This is a genomic window from Streptomyces erythrochromogenes, from assembly GCF_036170895.1.
Lineage (GTDB): Bacteria > Actinomycetota > Actinomycetes > Streptomycetales > Streptomycetaceae > Streptomyces > Streptomyces erythrochromogenes.
In genome coordinates, this window is record NZ_CP108036.1 from 2,435,187 (window position 1) to 2,458,900 (window position 23,714).

Annotated in this window: 18 protein-coding genes; 5 read left to right on the forward strand and 13 right to left on the reverse strand. The window is 71.6% G+C overall.

Going from position 1 to position 23,714, the window contains the following annotated elements:
* Window positions 1–176 precede the first annotated feature (176 nt).
* Entirely contained in the window at window positions 177–1,442 is a 1,266-nt protein-coding gene (locus tag OHA91_RS10805) for a DUF4192 domain-containing protein (RefSeq protein ID WP_063835493.1), read from the reverse strand.
* Between the two features lie 123 nt (window positions 1,443–1,565).
* On the opposite strand from OHA91_RS10805, the gene OHA91_RS10810 reads away from it, so the two are divergent.
* Both OHA91_RS10810 and OHA91_RS10815 read left to right on the forward strand, forming a co-directional pair.
* Window positions 1,566–3,725 carry a RecQ family ATP-dependent DNA helicase gene (locus OHA91_RS10810; protein WP_031146468.1) on the forward strand — a complete coding sequence of 720 codons (2,160 nt, stop codon included), beginning with the start codon at window positions 1,566–1,568 and terminating at the stop codon, window positions 3,723–3,725.
* A 215-nt stretch (window positions 3,726–3,940) separates the two neighbouring features.
* Window positions 3,941–4,570 carry a hypothetical protein gene (locus OHA91_RS10815; RefSeq protein WP_031146466.1) on the forward strand — a complete coding sequence of 210 codons (630 nt, stop codon included), beginning with the start codon at window positions 3,941–3,943 and terminating at the stop codon, window positions 4,568–4,570.
* Window positions 4,571–4,817: 247 nt separating this feature from the next.
* Here OHA91_RS10815 and OHA91_RS10820 read toward each other — a convergent pair whose 3' ends face one another.
* The 3 genes from OHA91_RS10820 to OHA91_RS10830 all read right to left on the reverse strand — a co-directional run bounded on the left by OHA91_RS10820 (window position 4,818) and on the right by OHA91_RS10830 (window position 6,944).
* Entirely contained in the window at window positions 4,818–5,456 is a 639-nt protein-coding gene (locus OHA91_RS10820) for a hypothetical protein (RefSeq protein WP_031146464.1), read from the reverse strand.
* 59 nt (window positions 5,457–5,515) lie between these two features.
* Entirely contained in the window at window positions 5,516–6,226 is a 711-nt protein-coding gene (locus OHA91_RS10825; protein ID WP_030650359.1) for a ribonuclease HII, read from the reverse strand.
* Between the two features lie 115 nt (window positions 6,227–6,341).
* Window positions 6,342–6,944, reverse strand: a complete 603-nt coding sequence (locus OHA91_RS10830) for a TetR/AcrR family transcriptional regulator (RefSeq protein ID WP_031146461.1) — start codon at window positions 6,942–6,944, stop codon at window positions 6,342–6,344.
* Window positions 6,945–7,087: 143 nt separating this feature from the next.
* On the opposite strand from OHA91_RS10830, the gene OHA91_RS10835 reads away from it, so the two are divergent.
* Window positions 7,088–8,641: an MFS transporter gene (locus OHA91_RS10835; RefSeq protein ID WP_328739179.1), complete on the forward strand. Its 1,554-nt coding sequence runs from the start codon at window positions 7,088–7,090 to the stop codon at window positions 8,639–8,641.
* Between the two features lie 106 nt (window positions 8,642–8,747).
* On the opposite strand, the gene OHA91_RS10840 is transcribed toward OHA91_RS10835, so the two are convergent.
* The 5 genes from OHA91_RS10840 to OHA91_RS10860 form a co-directional block, all read right to left on the reverse strand.
* Window positions 8,748–10,460 (reverse strand): DUF4153 domain-containing protein, encoded by a 1,713-nt coding sequence (locus OHA91_RS10840; RefSeq protein ID WP_328739180.1) that lies wholly within the window; start codon window positions 10,458–10,460, stop codon window positions 8,748–8,750.
* A 177-nt stretch (window positions 10,461–10,637) separates the two neighbouring features.
* Window positions 10,638–11,552 (reverse strand): ADP-ribosylglycohydrolase family protein, encoded by a 915-nt coding sequence (locus OHA91_RS10845; RefSeq protein WP_266492128.1) that lies wholly within the window; start codon window positions 11,550–11,552, stop codon window positions 10,638–10,640.
* 11 nt (window positions 11,553–11,563) lie between these two features.
* The gene (locus OHA91_RS10850; protein ID WP_031146453.1) at window positions 11,564–12,223 is read right to left on the reverse strand and encodes a histidine phosphatase family protein; all 660 of its coding nucleotides are present in this window, start codon (window positions 12,221–12,223) and stop codon (window positions 11,564–11,566) included.
* A 72-nt stretch (window positions 12,224–12,295) separates the two neighbouring features.
* Window positions 12,296–12,901 (reverse strand): YdbC family protein, encoded by a 606-nt coding sequence (locus OHA91_RS10855; RefSeq protein WP_063838155.1) that lies wholly within the window; start codon window positions 12,899–12,901, stop codon window positions 12,296–12,298.
* Window positions 12,902–12,933: 32 nt separating this feature from the next.
* The gene (locus OHA91_RS10860) at window positions 12,934–13,782 is read right to left on the reverse strand and encodes an arylamine N-acetyltransferase family protein (RefSeq protein WP_308288974.1); all 849 of its coding nucleotides are present in this window, start codon (window positions 13,780–13,782) and stop codon (window positions 12,934–12,936) included.
* An 86-nt stretch (window positions 13,783–13,868) separates the two neighbouring features.
* Between OHA91_RS10860 and OHA91_RS10865 the strand changes: the two genes are divergently transcribed.
* Window positions 13,869–14,828, forward strand: a complete 960-nt coding sequence (locus OHA91_RS10865; RefSeq protein ID WP_266492119.1) for a DUF1152 domain-containing protein — start codon at window positions 13,869–13,871, stop codon at window positions 14,826–14,828.
* Between the two features lie 96 nt (window positions 14,829–14,924).
* Here the strand turns inward: OHA91_RS10865 and OHA91_RS10870 are convergent, their stop codons facing one another.
* Window positions 14,925–17,816 (reverse strand): vitamin B12-dependent ribonucleotide reductase, encoded by a 2,892-nt coding sequence (locus OHA91_RS10870; RefSeq protein ID WP_328739181.1) that lies wholly within the window; start codon window positions 17,814–17,816, stop codon window positions 14,925–14,927.
* A gap of 145 nt (window positions 17,817–17,961) precedes the next feature.
* Window positions 17,962–18,474, reverse strand: a complete 513-nt coding sequence (gene nrdR, locus OHA91_RS10875) for a transcriptional regulator NrdR (RefSeq protein WP_030838121.1) — start codon at window positions 18,472–18,474, stop codon at window positions 17,962–17,964.
* Between the two features lie 468 nt (window positions 18,475–18,942).
* On the opposite strand from nrdR, the gene lexA reads away from it, so the two are divergent.
* The gene (gene lexA / locus OHA91_RS10880) at window positions 18,943–19,737 is read left to right on the forward strand and encodes a transcriptional repressor LexA (protein ID WP_030838117.1); all 795 of its coding nucleotides are present in this window, start codon (window positions 18,943–18,945) and stop codon (window positions 19,735–19,737) included.
* Window positions 19,738–19,810: 73 nt separating this feature from the next.
* On the opposite strand, the gene OHA91_RS10885 is transcribed toward lexA, so the two are convergent.
* Both OHA91_RS10885 and OHA91_RS10890 read right to left on the reverse strand, forming a co-directional pair.
* Complete coding sequence (locus tag OHA91_RS10885; protein WP_031146442.1) at window positions 19,811–21,781, reverse strand: ATP-dependent DNA helicase; 1,971 nt, start codon at window positions 21,779–21,781, stop codon at window positions 19,811–19,813.
* A gap of 54 nt (window positions 21,782–21,835) precedes the next feature.
* The gene (locus OHA91_RS10890) at window positions 21,836–23,692 is read right to left on the reverse strand and encodes an IucA/IucC family protein (RefSeq protein ID WP_031146440.1); all 1,857 of its coding nucleotides are present in this window, start codon (window positions 23,690–23,692) and stop codon (window positions 21,836–21,838) included.
* Window positions 23,693–23,714: the final 22 nt, after the last annotated feature.

Consider the following 23,714-nt stretch of genomic DNA (forward strand, 5'->3'; position numbering starts at 1 on the left):
TGGGCGGCGGCGCGGCCGGGGCGGCACCTCCCCCCAGCTGAACGCCCCCGCCCCCGCCCGGGTCACGGGCCGCGGCTCCGGCCGGGCGCGGCGGGGAGGGAGCCCGCTGCGCCAGGCCGGGGTCAAGGCGCCGCGGAGCAGCCGCACGGGACGGCCGTACGACGGCCGGCGCGCGCTCACTGCCCGCTCCCCGCGGTGCGGCGGGATCCGCGGCGCGGCGCCGTGCGGCCCCGGCGGCCCGGCGGCCGGGTGGCGGCGGAGGGCCGGCTGCGCCGGGGTTCCCTGCGGCGCCGCTCCTCCCTGAGGCACTGCCGCAGCCCCTCGGGGTCGATTCCCTCGTTGCAGGCGTGGTGGAGCAGCTGGGCGAAGCGGTATTCGGCGTCGGCCCGCAGGGCCAGGCCGAGGGCGATCCGGGCCGTCGGCTCGTCCCCGGTGGACCAGGAGACCCAGCCGGCCAGGGTGAGGGGGGCCGCGGCGTGCTCGCCGTAGGCACCGACGCAGCGGCGGGCCAGTGCCCGCCACAGGCGGAGGGCGGGGGCCGCCTCCTCGCCCTCCATCCACTCGGCCGCGACGTCCCGGACTTCGCGGTCCTGGAGGCCGAGGATCAGCGATGCGGCCTCGTCGTGGCCGAGCAGCGCGTCGTCCCAGTCGTCGCCCTGGACGCCGCTCTCGACGGGTGGCGCCAGGGTCATGCGCCGCATCAGGGCCTGCGCCAGCGTGATGGTCTCGGTGCCGACCTCTTCCCGGGTGGCACCGTGGAGGATCCTCGGCATCAGGGCGGCGGCCGCCCGGTCCAGGGCCCGCTCCGCCTCCTCTGCCACGGCCCCGCGCAGCGGCGCCAGCCTGCCCTCGATCTCTTCGAGGGAGCCCCGGATCTGGAGCCCGGCGAAGGTCGCGGCCGCGGCCATCACCGAGGTGCCGACCGGGGCCAGCGGGCTGCCCTCGGCCGGGCAGCACCGCTCGTCGGGGCAGACGTAGGACCAGAAGCGGCCCGCCGACAGGCACAGGGCCTCCAGCACCGGCACGTCCAGCGCGCCGCAGGCCAGCCGGATCCGCTGGGCGAACGGCCGCAGCCGGGTCATCACGCCGCGGCCGCTCTCTTCTCCGCGCGGCTCCTGGCAGAGGTAGACGACGATGCCGTCGGGCTTGACTCCGCGTCGTTCGCTGCCCCGGATGAGGCAGTCCGCGACCTGTCGGGCGGTGTCCTCCCATTCGGCGGGAGCGGTGGGGATGCCGACGCGGAGCCGGCCGCCGAAACGCCCGCCCTCGCCGTGAACGGCGACCATGACGAGGGAGTCGGACGGGTGGAAGCCGAGCATGTAGGGCAGCGCGTCGGCCAGTTCGGCCGGGCTGCGCAGGGTGATCTGAGGTTCGTCGGTGGTTCCGGCCGGGCTGATGAAGGGCCGGTCGGACGGGCGACGGGATTCGCTGTTGTTCGTCATGCCACGAAGGTCCCGTGCATGATCCGATCCCGAAAGCCCTGTGGATAAGTGTTGATGCTTCAACTTCCACACTGTGTCGGGCAGCATTGGCGCGATGTCGGATGCATCGGGTTGCATGGGGGCATGAACGCAGACCTGAGGTCCTCGGCCGACTCCGTACTCGCCCGCCTCGTGGGGGACCCCACGGGCACCGCCCGGCTGCGCGAGGACCAGTGGCTCGCGATCGAGGCCCTCGTCGCGCACAAGCGGCGGGCGCTCGTGGTCCAGCGCACGGGCTGGGGCAAGTCCGCCGTGTACTTCGTCGCCACGTCGCTGCTGCGTGCGGCGGGCGCCGGCCCGACCGTGATCGTCTCGCCGCTCCTCGCGCTGATGCGCAATCAGGTCGAGGCCGCGGCACGGGCGGGGATCCGCGCCCGCACCATCAACTCCGCCAACCCCGAGGAATGGGAGGGGATCCAGGCCGAGGTCGCGGCGGGCGAGGTCGACGTCCTGCTGGTGAGCCCGGAGCGGCTCAACAACCCGGACTTCCGCGACCAGGTCCTGCCCAAGCTCTCGGCGGCCACCGGCCTGCTCGTGGTGGACGAGGCGCACTGCATCTCCGACTGGGGGCACGACTTCCGCCCCGACTACCGCCGGCTGCGCACCATGCTGGCCGACCTCCCGCCGGGCGTCCCGGTCCTCGCCACGACCGCCACGGCCAACGCCCGCGTGACCGCCGACGTCGCCGAGCAGCTGGGCACCGGAGCCGGCACGGACGCGCTGGTGCTGCGCGGCCCGCTGGACCGCGAGAGCCTCAGCCTGGCGGTCCTGACCCTGCCCGACGCGGCGCACCGGCTGGCCTGGCTCGCGGACCACCTCGGCGAGCTGCCCGGGTCCGGGATCATCTACACGCTGACGGTCGCGGCGGCCGAGGAGGTCACCACGTACCTGCGCCACCGCGGGCACACGGTGTCCTCGTACACCGGCAAGACGGAGAACGCGGACCGCCAGCAGGCCGAGGACGACCTGCAGGCGAACCGGGTCAAGGCCCTGGTGGCCACGTCCGCCCTCGGGATGGGCTTCGACAAGCCCGACCTGGGCTTCGTCGTGCACCTGGGGTCTCCGTCCTCGCCGATCGCCTACTACCAGCAGGTCGGCCGAGCGGGCCGTGGCGTGGAGCACGCGGAGGTCTTGCTGCTGCCCGGCCGGGAGGACGAGGCGATCTGGCAGTACTTCGCGTCGGTCGCCTTCCCGCCGGAGGAGCAGGTGCGCCGCACCCTCGACGTCCTGGCCCAGGCGGGGCGCCCGATGTCGCTGCCCGCCCTGGAGCCGCTGGTCGACCTGCGCCGCACCCGGCTGGAGACCATGCTCAAGGTCCTCGACGTCGACGGCGCCGTGCACCGCGTCAAGGGCGGCTGGACCTCGACGGGTGAACCGTGGGCCTACGACGCCGAGCGCTACGCCTGGGTGGCCCGCCAGCGGGCCGCCGAGCAGCAGGCGATGCGCGACTACGCGGCGGCCACGGGTTGCCGGATGGAGTTCCTGCGCAGGCAGCTCGACGACGAGGAGGCCGCGCCCTGCGGCCGCTGCGACAACTGCGCCGGAGCCCGGTTCGCAGCCGAGGTCTCCACCACCGCGCTGGACACCGCGCGCGGCGAGCTGGGCCGCCCCGGTGTGGAGTTGGAGCCGCGCAAGATGTGGCCGACCGGACTCGCCGCGGTCGGTGTCGACCTCAAGGGGCGCATCCCCGCCGGGGAGCAGGCCTCCACGGGCCGGGCCCTGGGCCGGCTGTCCGACATCGGCTGGGGCAACCGGCTGCGCCCCATGCTCGCCCCGCAGGCTCCCGACCAGCCGGTTCCGGACGATGTCACGCAGGCCGTGATCGCGGTGCTCGCCGACTGGGCCCGGGGCCCCGGCGGTTGGGCCTCCGGCGCCTCCGACGCACCGGAACGTCCGGTGGGTGTGGTCGCACTGCCCTCGCGCAGCCGTCCCCAACTCGTCGGTTCGCTGGCCGCGCGGATCGCCGAGGTCGGGCGGATGCCCCTGCTCGGCACGATCTCCTACACCGATCAGGTCCCCGAGTTCGGGCTGGCGTCCTCCAACAGCGCGCAGCGGGTCCGCGGTCTCCACCAAGCCCTGGCCGTCCCGCAGGAGCTGGCTGCGGCACTGGCGCAGACCCCCGGCCCGGTGCTCCTCGTGGACGACCGCGCGGAGAGCGGATGGACACTCGCGGTGGCCGCACGGCTCCTGCGACGCGCAGGCGCAAAGGAGGTGTTCCCGCTGGTGCTGGCGCTCCAGGGGTGACCCGATGCGTCATTCTCGGCGTGGCGGGGCAAGGATATGAACGGCATACCGGCGAATTCCGGTCGGCGTCGTCAATTGCTCGTTGCCGCATGCTCGGAAGCCACGCGAGAATTGGAGTGCTCCCGCTCGGCTCCTCGGCACCCTCCTGGGCCGCGCTGCGGCGCGCCCTGACTCCAGCCGTGCCCGTCCGCGGGCGTGTACCCGAAGGGAGGAACGTGACCTTCGGATTCACGCCGCCTTCGACCTCGTCTCTGGCAACGGCCACCGGCGGCGCGAGCCGGCACGGCAGGCTGCTGGAACCGTCCGAGTGGATGTCGGCGGGCATTCCCCTGCTGCGCAATCCTCGCGAGGTCGTCAGCGGGCTGCACTCCCGGCACAGCCCGGTGCCTGCGACCGCGGTGATCGCCGTCCTCGGCCCGGAGGAACAGCTCGTGGCGAGCGCTTCCTTCGTGCAGCGCTCGGCGTCGGCCGACGGCTGGGAGTACCGCAACGCCCTGCTGTCCCGGCTGCGCCGGGTCCTCCCGCACGACCTGCGCCGACGGACCCCGGTGCGGACGGCCGTCCTGCTCTACTGCCGCGAGGGCGACGAGCGGTGGACCCCGGAGGACGGGGCGTGGATGTGGGGGCTGCGGGACGCCTGCACCCTGCACGGACTGCGCTGCGGCGCGTACATCACGCTGACCCGCGCCGGCTGGCAGGTGCTGGGCGAAGGCCGTGGTGGCCGGCGGCCCAGTTCGGACTCGCGACCGCAGCGGCTCGGCGACACCGTGGCCGAGTTCGCTCCGGTGGCCCTGCACACCGGTGGCGGCGCGGCCGAGGCCCTGCGCCGGACCGCCGCGCGCTGAAGCCCGTACCCGGCGTCCGGCCCCGTTCGACCCTCGTTCACGACGCGCAGCCTGCCCGCGGGCAGGCCTCACGGCCGTACACCCGGAACCGGGCGTACGGCGGATCAGGCCTCGGGTACCCGCGCGGGCGTCGACACGGGCCACGGCTCGGGCCACGGCTCGAACCTCGGACCAGGTCTCGGCCCGGGCTTCAGCGGGGCCGGCTCAGCGCCCGCCCCGCCCCTCGCCCGTGCCGGGGTACAGGGCGTCAGACGCCCGCACCCAGCACGGAGTTGATCTGCTTCGCGTCACCGCACACGATCAGCAGGGCACCCGCCCGGGTGAGCGCGACCGGCAGGGAACCCACGACGGTGTCGACCGGACCGCCGTTGGCCGCGAAGACCACGACGGGACGCCCGGCGGCACGCTCGACCTGCGCCGCGTCCGCGTAGAAGACGTCGTCCCCGGCGTCGTGCAGGGCCCAGTACGCGGCCTCGCCGAAGGACAGCTCGTGAGCGGCCCACGGGTGCGGGTCGCCGGTGGTGAGGACCAGGATGTCGCCGGGCGCGCGCCCGGTGTCGAGCAGCAGGTCCACGGCCTCTTCGGCCGCGTCCAGCGCACCCTCGGCGGACGCCGGGATCAGCTGGATCTGCGGCACCGCCGCGGAGACGGACGGTGCAGTGGGGGCAGGGGCTGCGGGAACGGGTCCGGGCGTGGCCTGCGCCGCGCGCTGCGCGGGGGGTGCGGGCCGGGCGGGACCGGGGCGACCGGGCCGCGGGACTGCGGCGGGACGCGGACCAGGTACGGGGCGGGGGGTCTGCGCGGTGCGGCTCGCGGCCGGCGTGACGCGGGGACCCTGGGCACTCTCGTGAATCTGAGGCTCCTCGATGGCGGGGGTGAGAGGCATGAGTTGACATCTATCAAACACCGGTACGAAACGTACCGGCCGGTGGCACATGGGTGCGATCAGAAATCGAAGCCGAGTTGGCCTCCGTTTTCCAGCTCCATCGACTCCTCGCTGCGGCGCACCTTCTTCAGGTGGCGCCATCTGGGCAGCGCGTCGAGGTACGACCACGAGAGCCGGTGGTAGGGGGTGGGCCCCCGCTCCTCAAGGGCCGCCCGATGCACGGGCGAGGGGTATCCGGCATTGGCGGCGAAAGCGAAGTCCTCGATTCCGCCGCCCTGTTCGCCGAGTTCGGCCATCATGCGGTCGCGTCGGACCTTGGCGATGACCGAAGCCGCCGAGACGGCGATGCAGGACTGGTCGCCCTTGATCACCGTACGAACCCGCCAGGGCGGGCCGAGATAGTCGTGCTTGCCGTCGAGTATCACCGCGTCGGGCCGCACCGGCAGGGCCTCCAGCGCGCGCTCCGCAGCGAGCCGCAGGGCGGCCGTCATGCCCAGTTCGTCGATCTCCTCGGGCGTGGAGTGCCCGAGCGCGTACGCGGTGACCCAGTCCTCCAGGACATCGAGCAGAGCGTCGCGCCGCTTGGGGGTGAGCAGTTTGGAGTCGGTGAGCCCGGCGGGCGGCCGGCGCAGGCCCGTGATCGCCGCACACACGGTGACGGGACCGGCCCAGGCCCCTCGTCCGACTTCGTCGACCCCGGCGATGACCTTGGCGCCGGTGGTTGCACGGAGGGAGCGCTCGACGGTGTGGGTGGGTGCTTCGTACGGCATGGCGCCAGCAAGGTTACGCCGCCCCGAGCCCACTGCACACCCCCGCCCCGGTCCGACCGGCATGCGATCGGCCACGGATCCCGCCCGCCCCCTCCCGCAGCCGCCCCTCCCCGTCTCACACCCTGAGCAGCGGCACCATCACCCCGTCGATCAACTCGGCGATGTCAGCATCCCTCCATTCGCTTCCGCACACCTTGGCGCGGTACATCAGCATCGCCGGAATGACATCCACGACAAACGGACCAGTAGCGTCCGGTCGCACGTCCCCCCGCTCGATTCCGCGCAGCACAAGCTCCCTGATCAGACGCCGGGCGGGCTCCTGCAGCCCGGACCAAATGACGCCGTGGAACCGCTCCGCGGTCAAGTGATCGCATTCGTGAAGCACCGACCAGAGGGCCTGTCCGGCACGCGAGTGCATGACGTCCCTCGTCTGCTCGCACAGCAGGTAGAGGTCCTCGCGGATCGAGCCGGAGTCGGGAATCTCACCGATCTCCGGCAGTCCGGTCCGCAGCGCGTCGGCCACGAGATCCGCCTTCGAGGGCCAGCGCCGGTACAGCGCGGCCTTGCCGGTCTGCGCACCGGCCGCGACACCCTCCATGGTCAGCGCGTTCCAGCCGACCGTGCTCAGTTGCTCCAACGCCGCGTCGAGAATCGCCCGTTCGAGTTCGGGACCCCGCCTGCGCCCCGGCGACGCCGATGACCAGCGCGAACCCACCATCTCCCCACCTCCCACCGGCCCGAGACGCCGTCACTGCATACATTTTCAGCCTTAGTGAACGCTTGCGTGCACTAATCCCGGCTCCTACCGTGGACCCGTAGTGAACGACGCCGTTCACTATTTCACTTTGGGGGGGATCCTCAGTGACAAGCTCTCAACTCGCCGCGCCCCGGATACCGGGGGCGGCGCGCCGGGAGGGACGCCCCGGCGTGGCGCTCGCCGTCATCGCCGCCTGCCAGCTCATGGTCGTCCTCGACGCGACCATCGTGAACATCGCGCTCCCGCACATCCAGACCGCGCTCGACTTCAGCACCACCGACCTCTCCTGGGTGCTCAGCGCCTACACCCTCACCTTCGGCGGACTGCTGCTGCTCGGCGGCCGGGCCGGCGACATCCTCGGCCGGCGCCGGGTGTTCCTGGCCGGAATCCTGCTCTTCACGCTGGCCTCGCTCCTCGGCGGCTTCGCCCAGGAGCCGTGGCAGCTGCTCGCCGCCCGAGCCCTCCAGGGGGTCGGCGGCGCGATCGCCTCCCCGACCTCGCTCGCGCTGATCACGACGACGTTCGCCGAAGGCCCGGAGCGGAACCGGGCGTTCGGAGTGTTCGCCGCCGTCTCCGCGGGCGGTGGCGCGATCGGCCTGCTGGCGGGCGGCATGCTGACCGAGTGGCTCGACTGGCGCTGGGTGCTCTTCGTCAACGTACCGATCGGCATTCTGATCGCGGTGCTCACCCCGCTCTACATCAGCGAGTCCGAGCGCCACCCCGGCCGTTTCGACATCGCCGGAGCCCTCACCTCCACCGGCGGCATGGCCTCGCTCGTCTACGGCTTCATCCGCGCCTCGGAGGAGGGCTGGCGCGACCCGCTCACTCTCGGCTCGTTCGCCGCCGCCCTGGTCCTGCTGGCGCTCTTCGTCGTCATCGAGTCGCAGGCCCGCGAACCGATCATCCCGCTGCGCATGTTCGCCGACCGCAACCGCACCGGCACCTACGTCATCATGCTCGGCCTCGCCGCGGCGATGTTCGGCATGTTCTTCTTCATCGTCCAGTTCGTGCAGAACGTGCTGGGCTTCTCGCCGATCCGGTCGGGGCTCGGCTTCCTGCCCGTCACGGTCGCCATCGTCACCGCCGCCGGCCTCTCGCAGCGCTTCCTGCCGCGCTTCGGCCCCAAGCCCTTCATGGTCATCGGATCCGCGCTCACCGGCACCGGGCTGGCCTGGCTGGCCCTCCTGCGGACCGACAGCTCGTACCTCTCCGGCGTCCTCGGCCCGATGCTCCTGTTCGGCTTCGGCATGGGCCTCAACTTCGTGACGCTGACCCTGACCGCCGTTTCCGGGGTGGACCCGAAGGAGGCCGGGGCCGCCTCCGGACTGCTGAACGCCGGCCAGCAGGTCGGCGGCTCGCTCGGCCTGTCCATCCTCGTCACCGTCTTCGGCACCGCCAGCCGCGAGGAGGCCACGAAGCAGGTACCGGCCTTCCTTGCCCAGGCGGATCCCCAGGCCGCGGCCGCCTTCAAGGAGACCGGACGGCTGCCCGACCCCTGGGGGGACCTCGTCCTGGCCCAGGGCATCTCCACCTCGTTCATGGCCGCCGTGGCGATGGCCGGCCTCGCCCTGGCCACCGCCCTGCTGGTGATCCGGGTGCGCAAGAGCGACCTGCAGGCCCTGGCCGGCGCCGCCGCGAAGGCCGGTCCGGCCGCCTGAACGGTTCCCGCACGCACCGGGCCGGACGCGGGGAGGCGGTGCCCCACGTCCGGCCGGGTCGACCGATGCCCCCAGTGCCCCAGTGCCCCGGTGCACCGGTGCGCGACTAGTACTCGGCCCTGCTGCCGAAGGTTCCGAGCCGTGAGCAGACCTCGTACGACGCCGTCACCGGGCGCTCGCGCAGGATCTGCCGGGCGCGGTACTCGCCCATGCTCAGCGCGTACCAGGGGACGTCGCCGGCCCGGGACATGTCGTCGTTGATCCCGCGCAGGGCGCAGGACCGCTGGGGCTCGGGCAGCCGGTCCAGGGCGGGGACGGCATCCGCCGACAAGGACTGGAAGTAGGCCAGGTCGATCTTCTGGTCCTTCTCGAAGCGGGCCACGTTCCGTTCGGCGACCATCCCGTCCGGCGACAGCAGGCCGAAGGCCAGGACCGCGGCGGCGGCGCTGCCCGCGACCGCCCGCGGCAGCCACCGCGCGCCGAACACGCCGGCCGCCATGATCAGTACGATGACCAGCCCGAGCCACAGCTCCATCGCGGCCACCGAGACCCGCAGCCTGGTCAGCCCGTACGCGTCCACGTAGAGGTCCATGCGGCGCAGCGCGGCCGCGACCACGACGAGCGTCAGCGCGCACAGGACTCCGAGGACGATCCGGACGAAGCGCCGGTCGCCCGCCCCGGAGCGCGGAGCCCAGCGCAGGGCGAGCGCGATCACCGCGAGGGTGAGCAGGGTGGCCCAGAGCAGTTGCCAGAATCCCTGGCGGGCGTATTCGGCGTAGGTGAGGCCGGTGCTCTCCAGGACCTTGTCGTAGCCGCCGAAGAGGACGGCCAGCTGCACGGCGTTGAATCCGGCGAAGAGCAGGTTGAGCACGATGAGCGGAAGGGCCCATTCGACCCGGGAGCGCGGTTTGCCCGGGGCCGTCCGGATCCGGTCCCAGCGCAGTGGGGCGGCCGCGGTGCGGGCAGCCGCGATCGCGATCACCGCACCGAGGACGAAGAGCATGAACCGGATCGGCCCGTCCTCGACCGACACGTCGGGTATCAAACCGCCCAGGAGATCGGCGAAGGCAGCGTCCGCGGAGGCGAACAGCGCGCCGAAGAGGACGAGCAGGGCCACGGCCACGCCGGCCGCCTTGGCGACGGGGAGCCAGCGGTCCTTGCCGACGCTGCCGCGCGAGCGCAGCCCCTTCAGGACCCAGGCGACGCCGGACACGGTGGAGTCGATGAAGCCGAGCGGGCTGAGGAAGACTCCGGGCCAGGTGCGGCTGCCGTGGAGGGCGAGCGCACCCAGCAGCAGGGCGGCCAGGATCGCGAGCGTGGACGGCCAGGCGGAGTCGCGCAGGGCGGGTATCGCGAGGAGTGCGAGGCAGCCGATCACCCAGGCCAGCGTCCAGGGCCGGGCCGTACGGCCGGCCACGCGGGCGGCGACGTACGCGGCGACGACGGCGGGCACCACCGCGAGGAGCAGGCCGGGGCCCATGCCGTCGGCCAGGAGGAGCGCGGCGGCGAGGCCGGATGCGAAGACGGCGACCAGGGTCGCGGTCCGGACGGGGGCGGCCTCGGCGGGGCGCACCAGCGTGGCCCAGGAGGGTTTCGCGGTCGGCCTCGGGGGCGGCGCCCCCCAGGGGCGCGGTTGCTGCGGGTGGTGGTGCGGCTGCCAGGCGGGCCGGCCGGCGTGTGCACCCGGCCGGGGCCCGGCCGCGTCGGCGGGCGGATTGCCGGCCTGGGCCGGGCGTGTGGACGAATCCCCTGTCGCGGGCTCTGCGCTTGCCGCCGCCTCGCGCCGGGCTTCGTCCGCCCCGCCGGTGTTCTCTGACATCGGGTCCCCTCCCCTGTCGGCCGCCCCGGCGTACAGGTTGGGGCGGCGATGTGGACAGAGTAGGCCGACCACAGGAGGTTTTGAACAGGATCAAAAGCGTGCTGTGGCAGGACCGTGACAATCGGAACGCGGGCTCTCACCCGCGCAGCCCGCCGGGCACGGGTCCGCCGCGGGGGACTACGCCGCCGTCTCCGGCAGCCAGGCCGGCAGGGCTTCGGTGCGCGCCAGCCACTCGGCCGGCAGCACCGCGTCGCCGCGCGCGCCCAGTACTCCGCCGACGATCGCGCAGGTCGTGTCGACGTCCCCACCCACCTGCGCGGTGGTCCAGAACGCCCGCTCGTAATCGTCCAGTGCCCGCGCCGCCGACCACAGGGCGAACGGCACGGTGTCGTGCGCGCTCGTGCGCCGTCCGCAGCCCAGCACGGCGGCGACGGTGGTCGCGTCGCCGTAGTCCAGCATGTCCCGGGCGCGCCGCAGCCCGGCGCCCACGGCACTGCGCGGCACGAGGGCGATCACCCCGTCCAGCAGGTCGGCCGCCTTCGGCGGGGCGTCCGTACCGGCGGCCAGCGCGGCCGCCGCGGCGACGGCCATCGCCCCGCACACGGCCTCGCGGTGCTGGTGGGTCGTGTAGGCGGAGATCTCCGCCTGGTGAGTGGCCTGCTCCGGGTCGTCGGCGTACCAGGCGCCCAGCGGCGCGATCCGCATGGCGGCGCCGTTGCCCCACGAGCCCTGCCCGTTGAACAGCTCGGCGGCCAGCGTGCGCCAGTCCTCGCCCTCCCGCACCAGACGCAGCATCCGGTTCACTGCGGGCCCGTAGCCCCGGTCGAAGTCGTGGTGGTGGGCGAAGGAGCTCGCGAGCGCGTCCTGGTCGATCCGCCCGTGCCCGGCCAGCACGGCCACCACCGAGCAGGCCATCTCGGTGTCGTCGGTCCACTGCCACGTCTCGGTGCCGGACGGCAGTTCGCGCCGCTTGAGCAGCGGGTAGTTCACGGGGACGAAGTACTGGGAGCCGAGGGCATCACCCAGCGCCAGCCCGCGGAGGCTGGCCATGGCGCGTGCGTAGCGCCGTTCGGGAGTGGAGTCAGGCGTCATCGCGGGTCACTCTAGCCGTCCAGGTCGTAAGGCTCAGGTGTGGTCCACCGCTCAAACGGGCGGTCCAGCCGGTACCGGCCATCGGGTCCCAGCAGGAGCATCCGGAAATCGCCGTTCCCCGGATTGGACAGGGACTCGAACTCGGCCACCGACCAGTGGAACCAGCGCATGCAGAACAGCCGCATCGTCAGCCCGTGCGTCACCAGCAGCACGTTCTGGGGATGGTCCGGCGCCTCGAAGCTGCGGTAGAGGCTTTCCAGGAAGGATCCGACCCGGTCGTACACGTCGGCGCCCGACTCGCCCTGCGCGAAGCGGTAGAAGAAGTGTCCGTACGCGTCCCGGTACGCCTTCTGGAGCTGTACGTCCGCCCGGTCCTGCCAGTTGCCCCAGTCCTGCTCGCGCAGCCGCGGCTCCTCGCGCATCCGGACCCGCCTGGGGTCGAGCCCGAGCTCCCGGAAGGTCTGGAGGGTCCTCCGGTAGGGCGAGACGTACGCGCTGATCGTCTCGTTGCCGAAGATCTCGCGCAGCCGGACGCCGGACGCCGCGGCCTGCTCGCGGCCGTTCCGGGTCAGCCGCAGGGCGTGGTCGGGTTCCCTCTCGTACACCGTGTCGTCGGCGTTCCCCTCCGATTCCCCGTGGCGGACAAGGACGATGCGCCGTGGTCGAACCATCCCATGACCCTATTCGGCCACCGCCGGGCCGACCGACCGGGCACGCCGGTCGGCCTGGCGCTCGTCATACGGTCATACCGTCCAGGACGGTTCGAGGTCGACGACGTCACCGGTGAGCGCTTCGACGTCCGCCTGGATCTGGGCGCGCAGGGACAGCCGCTCGACCCGCTCCTGCCGGTACTTGCCGTGCTCGGCGGCGGCGTGCCACATGGAGAGCACCAGGAACTCCCGGCCCGGGGCCTCGCCGAAGAGGCCCCGGACCATCCCGGGCGAGCCCGCCATGGCCGGGTTCCACACCTTCTCCTGCATGAGGGCGAAGTGGTCGACCCGGCCCTCCCGGACACGGGTGTGCGCCACCCGGACGACGTCGGCATCGGTGAAGCGCGGCTCGAAGCCGGTCTTCACGTCGAAGCGGTGGTCGAAGAGGGTGACCCGCAGATCGGTGTAGGTGCCGTGCTGCGCGGCGGCCAGTCTGTCGTGCGAGCGCGCCATGAAGGAGTCGTAGAAGGACCGGCTCTCCCAGAACGCGAAGACATGCGCCACCCCCTGCCGGCCTCTGCTCCAGCCGCCGCCCTGCCCCCGGAAACCCGGCTCGCCCGGCAGCCCCGCCCATTTTCGCTGCCCCCGCTCGAACCCGCGTCGGTCCGTCACCGTGCAGCGAATCCACTTGACCAGCACTGCGCCATCGTACGGGCCAGGCGCGGCCCCGGTCAGTCCTCGGCGAGGTACATCCCCACCAGTTCCGCAGCGTCCCGATCGGGCAGCCGAACACCGAACTCCTGGTCGAGCACGGTCAGGAGCTCCTCCGGGCCCACGAGCCGCTGCTCGGTCGTCCCGTCGGGGTGCAGCGTGGTCAGTTCCCGCCCGACGAGCGCCCGGCGGACGTCGTCGCCCGGGCGCTGGACGATGACCCGCCCGACGAAGGAGGAGCGGGGGTGAGCGGAGCTGTAGTGGTTGAGGACGACGTAGTCGACCGGGTGGTAGCGCTGCGGGGAGAAGGCGTACAGGTCCCGCCAGCTCTCTCCGCGCAGCAGGCACAGCGCGAGCACCCCGTCCGCCTCCTCACGGATGCGGTACGTCCACTTCCCCTGCTCCACTTCGGCGCCGGGGCGCCCCAGCGGAACCGGCTCGCGGGGCCCCTGGTGGCCGAACCCGGCGTCGCACAGCCACTCCTCACCGTCGACCGTGACGACGAGGACGGCGTGGGTCACGGCCAGCAGGGAGTCCCCGCGGGTGCGATTGCGGGCACCGCGCCCGGTGACCTCGAAGCCGATCCGCTCCAGGGCGGCGGCCAGCAGCGAGTTCTGTTCGTAGCAGTAGCCGCCGCGGCGGCCGTGCACGAGCTTGTCCTCGATCGACTTGACGTCCAGCGCGACGGGGCGGCCGAGCAGGACGTCCAGGCTCTCGAAGGTGATGGCGGCGGTATGGGCCCGGTGCACTGCGTACAACGTCGGGAGGTCCGGCAGGAGTTCCCCCACCGCCCCGGAATCCTCTCGAAGGCCGATCCGCTCCAGATAGGCGTCCAGGTCCAGCTCGTCGCCGCTCCACATGAGCCCCATCTCCCCTGTTCCCCCACTGCCTTCCGGCGTCGCACGGCCCGGAATACCCGGGCGGGGGCACGTCCGCGCCCCGCACAATGATCGCCATGACCGCCTTGCACACCAACCCGCTCTTCGCCCGCCTCGCCGATGCCGAACGCATCCTCGTTGCGGGCGCGGGCGGCGGTTTCGACATCTACGCCGGCCTGCCCGTCGCCCTCTCCCTCATGCACCAGGGCAAGGAGGTCCATCTGGCGAACCTCTCGTTCAGTCATCTCGCGGGACTGCCCCTGGAGGACTGGGCGGCCCCCGACGTGGCCGCCGTCACCGCGCAGAGCGCGCCCCACCAGGCCTATTTCCCCGAGCGGACACTGGCCCAATGGCTGGAGACGCACGGCTACCCCTCCACGGTGTACGCCTTTCCCCAGACCGGGGTGCAACCGCTGCGCGCCGCCTACCGCGCCCTGGTCGACCTCCACCGCATCGACGCGATCGTCCTGGTCGATGGCGGCACCGACATCCTGATGCGGGGTGACGAAGCGGGCCTCGGCACCCCCGAGGAGGACATGACCAGCGTCGCGGCGCTGGCCGCGCTGGACGACGTACCGGAGCGCCTCGTCGTGTCGGTCGGCTTCGGCGTGGACGCGTACCACGGGGTCAGCCACGCGCTGGTGCTGGAGAACATAGCCGCGCTGGAGCGCGAGGGCGCCTACCTCGGCGCGTTCTCCATACCGCGCGCCACCCGCGAAGGCGCACTCTTCCTCGACGCGGTGGCGCACGCCCAGGACAACACGCCGGAGCGGCCCAGCATCGTCAACGGCTCGATCGCCGCGGCCGTGCGGGGCTCCTTCGGCGATGTCCGGTTCACCACCCGCACCCAGGGCAGCGAACTCTTCGTGAACCCGCTGATGTCCCTGTGCTTCGCCTTCGACCTGCCGGGGCTGGCCGCGCGCTGCCTCTACCTGGACCGTATCGAGGACACCCACCTGATGCGCCAGGTCCACTCCCGGATCGCGGAGTTCCGCGAGGACCTCGTCACCCGCCCCGCCCGCCGCATCCCCCACTGACGACCGACGCGATGATCAGAACGCGACGGTGGGGTGTCGGCATGATCGCCGACACCCCACCTGAACAGCTAATTCACGCCCGATGAGGGCTTACGGTCAGCTGCAGCCGCTGGTGGAGCCGCAGCCCTCGCAGATGTAGCAGGAGCCGGCGCGCTGCATCTTCGTACCGCAGGAGAAGCAGAGCGGGGCGTCCGCGGAGACACCGAGCTGCATCTCGACCAGTTCGGCGCTGCTGTGGGCGGCCTTCCGCTCCGGGGCCGGGACGGCGACCGGCGCCGGCTTCGGGGCGGACGGCACCGCGGCGAGCGGGGCCGACTGGGCCAGCGACTCGGTGTCGAGCTCCTCCTCGAGCGGCTCGTAGGAGCCGGTCTCCAGGTGGCGCTGACGCTCGTCGGCGGTGTGGATGCCGAGGGCCGAGCGGGTCTCGAAGGGCAGGAAGTCCAGCGCCAGGCGGCGGAAGATGTAGTCGACGATCGACTGCGCCATCCGCACGTCCGGGTCGTCCGTCATGCCGGCCGGCTCGAAGCGCATGTTCGTGAACTTCGAGACGTAGGTCTCCAGCGGCACGCCGTACTGGAGGCCGACCGAGACGGCGATCGAGAAGGCGTCCATCATGCCCGCGAGGGTCGAGCCCTGCTTGGACATCTTCAGGAAGACCTCGCCCAGGCCGTCGTCCGGGTAGGAGTTCGCGGTCATGTAGCCCTCGGCGCCGCCCACCGTGAAGGAGGTGGTGATGCCCGGGCGGCCCTTCGGGAGGCGCTTGCGGACGGGGCGGTACTCGATGACCTTCTCGACGGCGGCGCGGATGGTCTCCTCCGTCTTGGCGGTGGCCTCCTCCTTCTCCTCTTCCTTCTTCTTGGCGGAGAGGGGCTGGCCGACCTTGCAGTTGTCGCGGTAGATCGCGAGCGCCTTGACGCCGAGCTTCCACGCCTCGAAGTAGATCTCCTCGATCTCCTCGACGGTCGCCGACTCCGGCATGTTGACCGTCTTCGAGATCGCGCCGGAGATCCAGGGCTGGATCGCGGCCATCATGCGGACGTGGCCCATCGCGGAGATGGAGCGCTCGCCCATGGCGCAGTCGAAGACCTCGTAGTGCTCGGTCTTCAGGCCCGGGGCGTCGACGACCACGCCGTGCTCGGCGATGTGGGCGACGATCGCCTCGATCTGCTCCTCCTGGTATCCCAGACGGCGCAGGGCCTGCGGAACGGTGCCGTTGACGATCTGCATCGAGCCGCCGCCGACGAGCTTCTTGAACTTGACCAGGGCCAGGTCCGGCTCGACGCCGGTGGTGTCGCAGGACATCGCGAGACCGATGGTGCCGGTCGGCGCGAGGACGGAGGCCTGGGAGTTGCGGAAGCCGTTCTTCTCGCCGAGGCGCAGGACGTCCTGCCAGGCCTCGGTGGCCGCGGCCCAGATCGAGTTGTCCAGGTCCTCGGTGCGCGGCGCGACGGCGTTGGCGTCGGCGTGCTGCTTCATGACGCGCTTGTGCGCCTCGGCGTTGCGGGCGTAGCCGTCGTACGGGCCGACGATGGCGGCCAGTTCGGCGGAGCGCTTGTACGCGGTACCGGTCATCAGCGAGGTGATCGAGGCGGCGAGGGTGCGGCCGCCGTCCGAGTCGTACGCGTGGCCGGTGGCCATCAGCAGGGCGCCGAGGTTGGCGTAGCCGATGCCGAGCTGGCGGAAGGCGCGGGTGTTCTCGCCGATCTTCTGCGTCGGGAAGTCCGCGAAGCAGATGGAGATGTCCATCGCGGTGATGACGAGCTCGACGACCTTGGCGAAGCGCTCGGCGTCGAAGGACTGGTTGCCCTTGCCGTCGTCGTTCAGGAACTTCATCAGGTTGAGCGAGGCGAGGTTGCAGGACGTGTTGTCCAGGTGCATGTACTCGCTGCAGGGGTTGGACGCGGTGATGCGGCCGGACTCGGGGCAGGTGTGCCAGTTGTTGATCACACCGTCGTACTGGATGCCCGGGTCGGCGCAGGCCCACGCGGCCTCGGCGAGCTTGCGGAAGAGCGCCTTGGCGTCGACCTTCTCGATGATCTCGCCGGTCATGCGGGCGCGCAGGCCGAACTCGGTGCCGTTCTCGACGGCCGTCATGAACTCGTCGTTCACGCGGACGGAGTTGTTGGCGTTCTGGTACTGGACGGACGTGATGTCGTCGCCGCCCAGGTCCATGTCGAAGCCCGCGTCGCGCAGGGCGCGGATCTTCTCCTCCTCCTTCACCTTGGTCTCGATGAAGGCCTCGACGTCCGGGTGGTCCACGTCCAGGACGACCATCTTGGCCGCGCGGCGGGTGGCGCCGCCCGACTTGATCGTTCCCGCGGACGCGTCGGCGCCGCGCATGAAGGAGACCGGACCGGAGGCGTTGCCGCCGGAGGAGAGGAGCTCCTTGGAGGAGCGGATGCGGGAGAGGTTCAGGCCGGCGCCGGAGCCGCCCTTGAAGATCATGCCCTCTTCCTTGTACCAGTCGAGGATCGACTCCATGGAGTCGTCGACGGCCAGGATGAAGCAGGCGGAGACCTGCTGCGGCTGGGGCGTGCCGACGTTGAACCACACCGGGGAGTTGAAGCTGAAGATCTGGTGCAGGAGGGCGTAGGTCAGCTCGTGCTCGAAGATCTCCACGTCGGCGGGCGACGAGAAGTAGTCGAAGTCCTCGCCGGCCTTCGTGTACGTCTTCACGATCCGGTCGATCAGCTGCTTCAGACCGGTCTCGCGCTGCGGGCTGCCGACCGCGCCGCGGAAGTACTTGCTGGTGACGATGTTGACCGCGTTCACCGACCAGAAGTCGGGGAATTCGACGCCGCGCTGCTCGAAGTTGACCGAGCCGTCGCGCCAGTTGGTCATGACGACGTCACGGCGTTCCCAGTTCACCTCGTCGTAAGGGTGCACGCCGGGGGTGGTGTGGATGCGCTCGATACGCAGGCCGCCCTTGGCAGCCTTGGTCCCCTTGGCGCGGGAACCACGTGCCGAGCTGCTCGCCGTCTCTGTCATGCCGCTGCCTCCCATATGCGGGCAAAAACGCCCTAAAGTGCCAGCGATATTCCGCGGCACAGTGCTGTGTCTCTGTATCTACGTCTCTTCGCACGGCCGACCGGCCGCGACCCGGTGCGCGAGCACCGTTCCGCGGGCAGCCCGGTCAGTCGGCGGCGGAGGCGGGCACGGGGACCGGAGCGGTCCCGCCGTGCTCGCACTCTTCAGGGTGAGGCCGCGGCTCGCGCAGTTCCGCGATGGCGGTCTCGAAGTCTTCGAGGGTGTCGAACGCTTTGTAGACGGACGCGAACCGCAGGTACGCGACCAGGTCGAGCTCCTGCAACGGGCCGAGTATGGCCAGACCCACGTCGTGGGTGGTCAGCTCGGCGCTTCCGGTGGCGCGCACCGCCTCCTCGACCCGCTGGCCGAGCTTGGCGAGGGCGTCCTCGGTGACCGGCCGCCCCTGGCACGCCTTGCGCACGCCGGAGATGACCTTGGTACGGCTGAAGGGCTCGGTCACCCCGCTGCGCTTGATCACCATCAGCGAGGCCGTCTCCACCGTCGTGAAACGACGGGAGCAGTCGGGGCACTGACGGCGCCGGCGGATCGACGTGCCGTCGTCCGTGGTGCGGCTGTCGACGACGCGGCTGTCGGGGTGCCTGCAGAAGGGGCAGTGCATGGTTCCCTCACCCTCCTTCTCGGCACGACTGAATCACCCCACAGGGCCCCTGAACGACGGAGACGGACTCTGTCGGGGGCTCGCGGAGCACCACCAGCATATGCGATCCCGGGAGCCTCAGCGGACCCAGGGACCACAACTTCTGGGTGGCCGCGCTCATCCAACCACTAGATCTTGGGTTGCGGTGGATTTGGACGCCTCTGCGTGTCGCGGCGTCCGATAGCCGGATACAGGGCCTCTCGGTGCCACACTGGGCGCAGGGCCGAACGGCGGCTACCCGACCGGGAAGGGTACCGTAAGCAGCGGAGGCCGAGCCGAACCCGCGTTCGCCGATCCGATCGCCCATACACCCCACGTTTTACCCACGCAGGGTGATCTGCGATTTTTCACTCGAACGTGTGTTTGGCGCAACCTTTCGAAAGCAACTACCGTTGTCCAGCTAGGGAGAACATTTCGAGAGGGGCCGACGTGACCACCACCGCAGACAGTGCCGCCATCACTGCCCAGAACCGCTCCCAGAACCGACTCGAGCCGGTGCATGCCATGAACGACGCAAACCTGAACCCGGACGCGGACGCCGCAGTGCGCCCCGCACGCTCGCTGCCAGGTCGACCTCCAGGCATCCGCGCCGACAGCTCCGGGCTCACGGACCGGCAGCGGAGGGTCATCGAGGTCATCCGCGACTCCGTGCAGCGCCGGGGTTACCCGCCGTCGATGCGGGAGATCGGCCAGGCGGTCGGCCTGTCCAGCACGTCGTCGGTGGCGCACCAGCTGATGGCCCTGGAGCGCAAGGGCTTCCTGCGTCGCGACCCGCACCGGCCCCGGGCCTACGAGGTGCGCGGCTCGGACCAGCCCAGCTCGCAGCCCACGGACACCACCGGCAAGCCCGCCGCCTCCTACGTTCCCCTGGTCGGCCGGATCGCGGCCGGCGGCCCGATCCTCGCCGAGGAGTCGGTCGAGGACGTGTTCCCGCTCCCCCGCCAGCTCGTCGGCGACGGTGAGCTCTTCGTCCTCAAGGTCGTCGGCGACTCGATGATCGAGGCCGCCATCTGCGACGGCGACTGGGTCACGGTCCGCCGCCAGCCCGTCGCCGAGAACGGCGACATCGTCGCCGCGATGCTGGACGGCGAGGCCACCGTCAAGCGCTTCAAGCGCGAGGACGGCCACGTCTGGCTCCTCCCGCACAACGCCGCCTACCAGCCGATCCCCGGTGACGAGGCGACCATCCTCGGCAAGGTCGTCGCGGTCCTGCGCCGGGTCTGACCCCGCCGCTCCCTAGCCAGCCCCCGGGACCCACTGCGCCGGTCCCGGGGGTTGTTTTGTCTTCTTCTCTTCTTTACTTGCCGTCGGCTTTCGCCGTCGCGTCGATCGCTGCGAGTGAGCGGCGGACCTGGTTGCGGTCCGTCGTGTACCAGAAGTCCGGCAGCGTGGCCCGCAGGAAGCTCCCGTACCGGGCCGTCGCCAGGCGGGGATCCAGGACCGCGACGACACCCCGGTCACCCGAAGCCCGTACGAGCCGGCCCGCGCCCTGGGCCATCAGCAGGGCGGCGTGCGTGGCGGCGACGGCCATGAAGCCGTTGCCCCCGTGCTCCTCCACCGACTTCTGGCGGGCGCTCATCAGCGGGTCGTCGGGGCGCGGGAAGGGGATCCGGTCCATGACCACCAGCTGGCAGCTGGGGCCGGGCACGTCCACGCCCTGCCACAGCGACAGCGTCCCGAACAGACAGGTCTTCGGGTCGGCGGCGAAGTTCTTGATCAGCTCGCCGAGCGTCTCCTCGCCCTGGAGCAGGATCGGGTTGTCGAGCCGGCCGCGCAGCTCCTCGGCGGCCGCCTTGGCGCCGCGCATGGAGGAGAACAGCCCGAGGGTGCGACCACCCGACGCCTCGATCAGCTCGGCGAGCTCGTCCATCATGTCGCCGCGGGTGCCTTCACGGCCCGGCGTGGCCAGGTGCTTGGCGACGTAGAGGATGCCCTGCTTCGGGTAGTCGAAGGGAGAGCCGACGTCCAGGCCCTTCCACAGCGGCACGTCGTCGCCCTCGACTCCCTCCGGGGACAGTCCCAGGGAGGCCGCGACCCCGTTGAAGTCGCCGCCGATCTTCAGGGTGGCGGAGGTCAGGACCACCGAACGGTCCTCGAAGAGCTTCTCGCGCAGCAGGCCGGACACCGACAGCGGGGCGACGCGGAGGGTGGCGCCGAAGCGGTCGTGGCGCTCGTACCAGACGACGTCGTATTCGGAGCCGTTCGTGATCCGCTCCGCCACCGTGTGGATGTTCTCCACTGCCGCCAGGGCCTGCTTGCGGACCGCGTCCTCGTCGTGGACGGACTTGTCGCGGGTGGCGCCGATCGCCGAGATCACATTGCGCGCGGCGTCCCGCAGGGACATCAGGGCGTAGCCGAGGTCCTCGGGAATCTGCTCCAGGCGGCCGGGGAGCGCCAGCTCCATGACGCGCTCGAAGGACTCGGAGGCGGTCTGCAACGCGTCCGCGATCTTCTCGTCGACCAGCTTGGCAGAGCGCTTCACGGCTCGGTTGACCTGGCCGGGAGTGAGTTCGCCGGTGGCGACCCCGGTCACCCTGGAGACCAGCTCGTGGGCCTCGTCCACGATCAGCACCTCGTGCTGCGGCAGCACCGGCGCGCCCTCGATGGCGTCGATGGCGAGCAGCGCGTGGTTGGTGACGACCACGTCCGCGAGCTTGGCCCGCTCGCGTGCCGCCTCGGCGAAGCACTCGGCTCCGTACGCGCACTTCGTCGCGCCCAGGCATTCGCGGGAGGAGACGGAGATCTGCGACCAGGCCTTGTCCGACACACCCGGTGTCAGGTCGTCGCGGTCGCCGGTCTCCGTCTCGTCGGCCCAGTCCCGCAGGCGCAGCAGGTCCTGGCCGAGCTTGCTGGTAGGTGCGGCCGCCTCGAACTGGTCGAAGAGGCCGTCCTCCTCGTCCTGCGGAGCACCCTCGTGCAGGCGGTGCAGGCACAGGTAGTTCGACCGGCCCTTGAGCATGGCGAACTGCGGCCGGCGGCGCAGCTGCGGATGCAGCGCGTCCACCGTCCGGGGCAGGTCACGCTCGACGAGCTGCCGCTGGAGGGCGAGGGTCGCGGTGGCCACGACCACGCGCTCGCCGTGGGCGAGGGCCGGCACCAGGTAGCCGAGGGACTTGCCGGTGCCGGTACCCGCCTGGATGAGCCGGTGGGAGTTGTCGTCGATCGCTTCGGCGACCGCTTCGGCCATGGCCACCTGGCCGGGGCGCTCCGTGCCGCCGACGGCGGAGACGGCGGCGTGCAGCAGGTCGGGGAGGGAGGGCTTCGTCATAGCACTGCCAACCCTACGGGGCCCCGCTGACAGCGGGCGCACACCGACGGGGATTCATGGCCGGTGGAGGGGGTTGGGCACGGTGCCGTACTGCACGGCGTGCGGGCGGTCGGGGCGGTCGCGGTAGCCGTCCTCGTACAGCCGGTTCCTGTTCAGACACAGCCTCGCGATGCGCTCGCCGAGCAGGTCGAAGAGCTCGTAGCGGTCCTTGAGCTCCGGGAAGCGGGCCTGGTGACGCAGGATCTCGGCCCGGGCGAGCGACCAGAAATCGCCCTCCGCGACGCCGAGGCGGTCCTCGCACAGGGCCGACAGGTAGCGGAAGACTCCGATGAAGAGCCCGGAATGGATGAACTGCGGCAGGAAGTCGGCGGGCTCGGTGAGCAGGACGGCGCGGACCTCGTCGGGCAGGGAGGCCAGCTCGGGCAGCGGCTCGTCACTGATGTTGATGTCGTCCACGAAGTCCTTGATCGCGAGCCGGACCGGTACGTCGTGCTCGTCGAAGATCACGACGGCGTTCTCGCCGTGTGGGGAGAAGACGGTGCCGTAGCGGTAGAGGAAGTGGAGCAGCGGGGGCAGGACGGCGGCGAAGAGCCGCTGCAGCCAGACGGCGGGGGTCAGGCCGGAGCGGGCGACGAGCTCGGCGGTGAAGGACCGTCCGCGGGGGTCGGTGTGGAGCAGTGAGGCGAGCGTGCGGGCGCGTTCCCCCGGCGCGAGAAGGCCGGTGAGGGGTTCGCGCCAGATCGCGCCGAGGAGCTCCTTGTACTGGTACGGGACCTCGGGGAGCCGGTCGTACACGGGGTGGCGGACGGTGACGGAGGCGACCTCGCCGAGCAGGATCACCTGGCACTCGTCCCGCAGGAAGGGATCGGCGTCGCGGAGGGAGTGGATCCAGGCGGTGACGGCGGGGGCCGCGAGGGCGAGGTCGGAGGGCAGTCCGCGCCAGACCATGGTGTTGAAGACGGAGAGCGGGAGCTTGACGCTGTGCCGGTCGGGACGGCTGAGGTTGAGGAAGGTACGGATCGACTGCTGGGGCAGGCGGACGTCCGGATCGGCGGGGAGCGGGACGAGGTCGCCGGAGGCGAGCGCCGGGGCGAAGAGGGGGACGACGACCTCGTCCCACTGCCAGGGGTGCACGGGGAAGTAGAGGTAGCGCAGCGGATCGAGGCCGCGGTCGCGGAGGGTCTGGTCGAAGGCCGCGCGGGTGACGGGGTCGAGCTCGGCGGAGTAGAGGCGGGCGGGATCCTCCAGGCCTGAGGTGCCCCGGTAGGCGGCGAGCGAGGTGTGGGCGGCGAGCCAGGGCAGCCGCTGGCGGTTGCGGGCTTCGGGGGCCCAGGCGGCGGTGTCGGAGGCGGACAGTCCGATGCGGCCCTTGTTGAGGACGAGCCAGGGGTGGCCGGTCTGGTGGCCTTCGAGGGCCGCGTAGTCGAGGTCGGCGAGGACGTCGGCGGTGAGGGCGGTGTGGTCGATCCGCGCGTCGGCGGCCAGGGTGGCGCTGAGCTCGCGAACGAGGTGCCCGAGGGTGGCTCCGTCGAGTCCGAGCAGGGTGCGGGCGCGGACGAGGAAGGCGTACGGGTCCCCGAAGGAGGCCGGGGCGGCCGGTGCGGGTGGGGGCGGTGTGAGGGTGATGGTGTCCGGCGTGACGTGCCAGCTGCCGTAGGAGCGGCGGCGGGCCCGGAAGCCCAGGCTACTGCCGTCGTCGAGGGTCAGGGTCCAGGCGTCGCCGGCGGCGGCCGGGGCGGGGACCGGGCGGATGATCTCCTCGTAGGCGAATTCGGCGAGCATCTTGGCGAGGAGCCGGCGCGCGGCGAATTCCCAGGTCGGGAGCGTGAGTTCGGGCGGCGTGCAGGGGTGCTGGGGCGACGGCGGCAGGACCGGCTCCGTCGGGTCGGCGGCTGCTGGGAAGTTCGGCACGAGACTCCTCGAAGATCGGGAA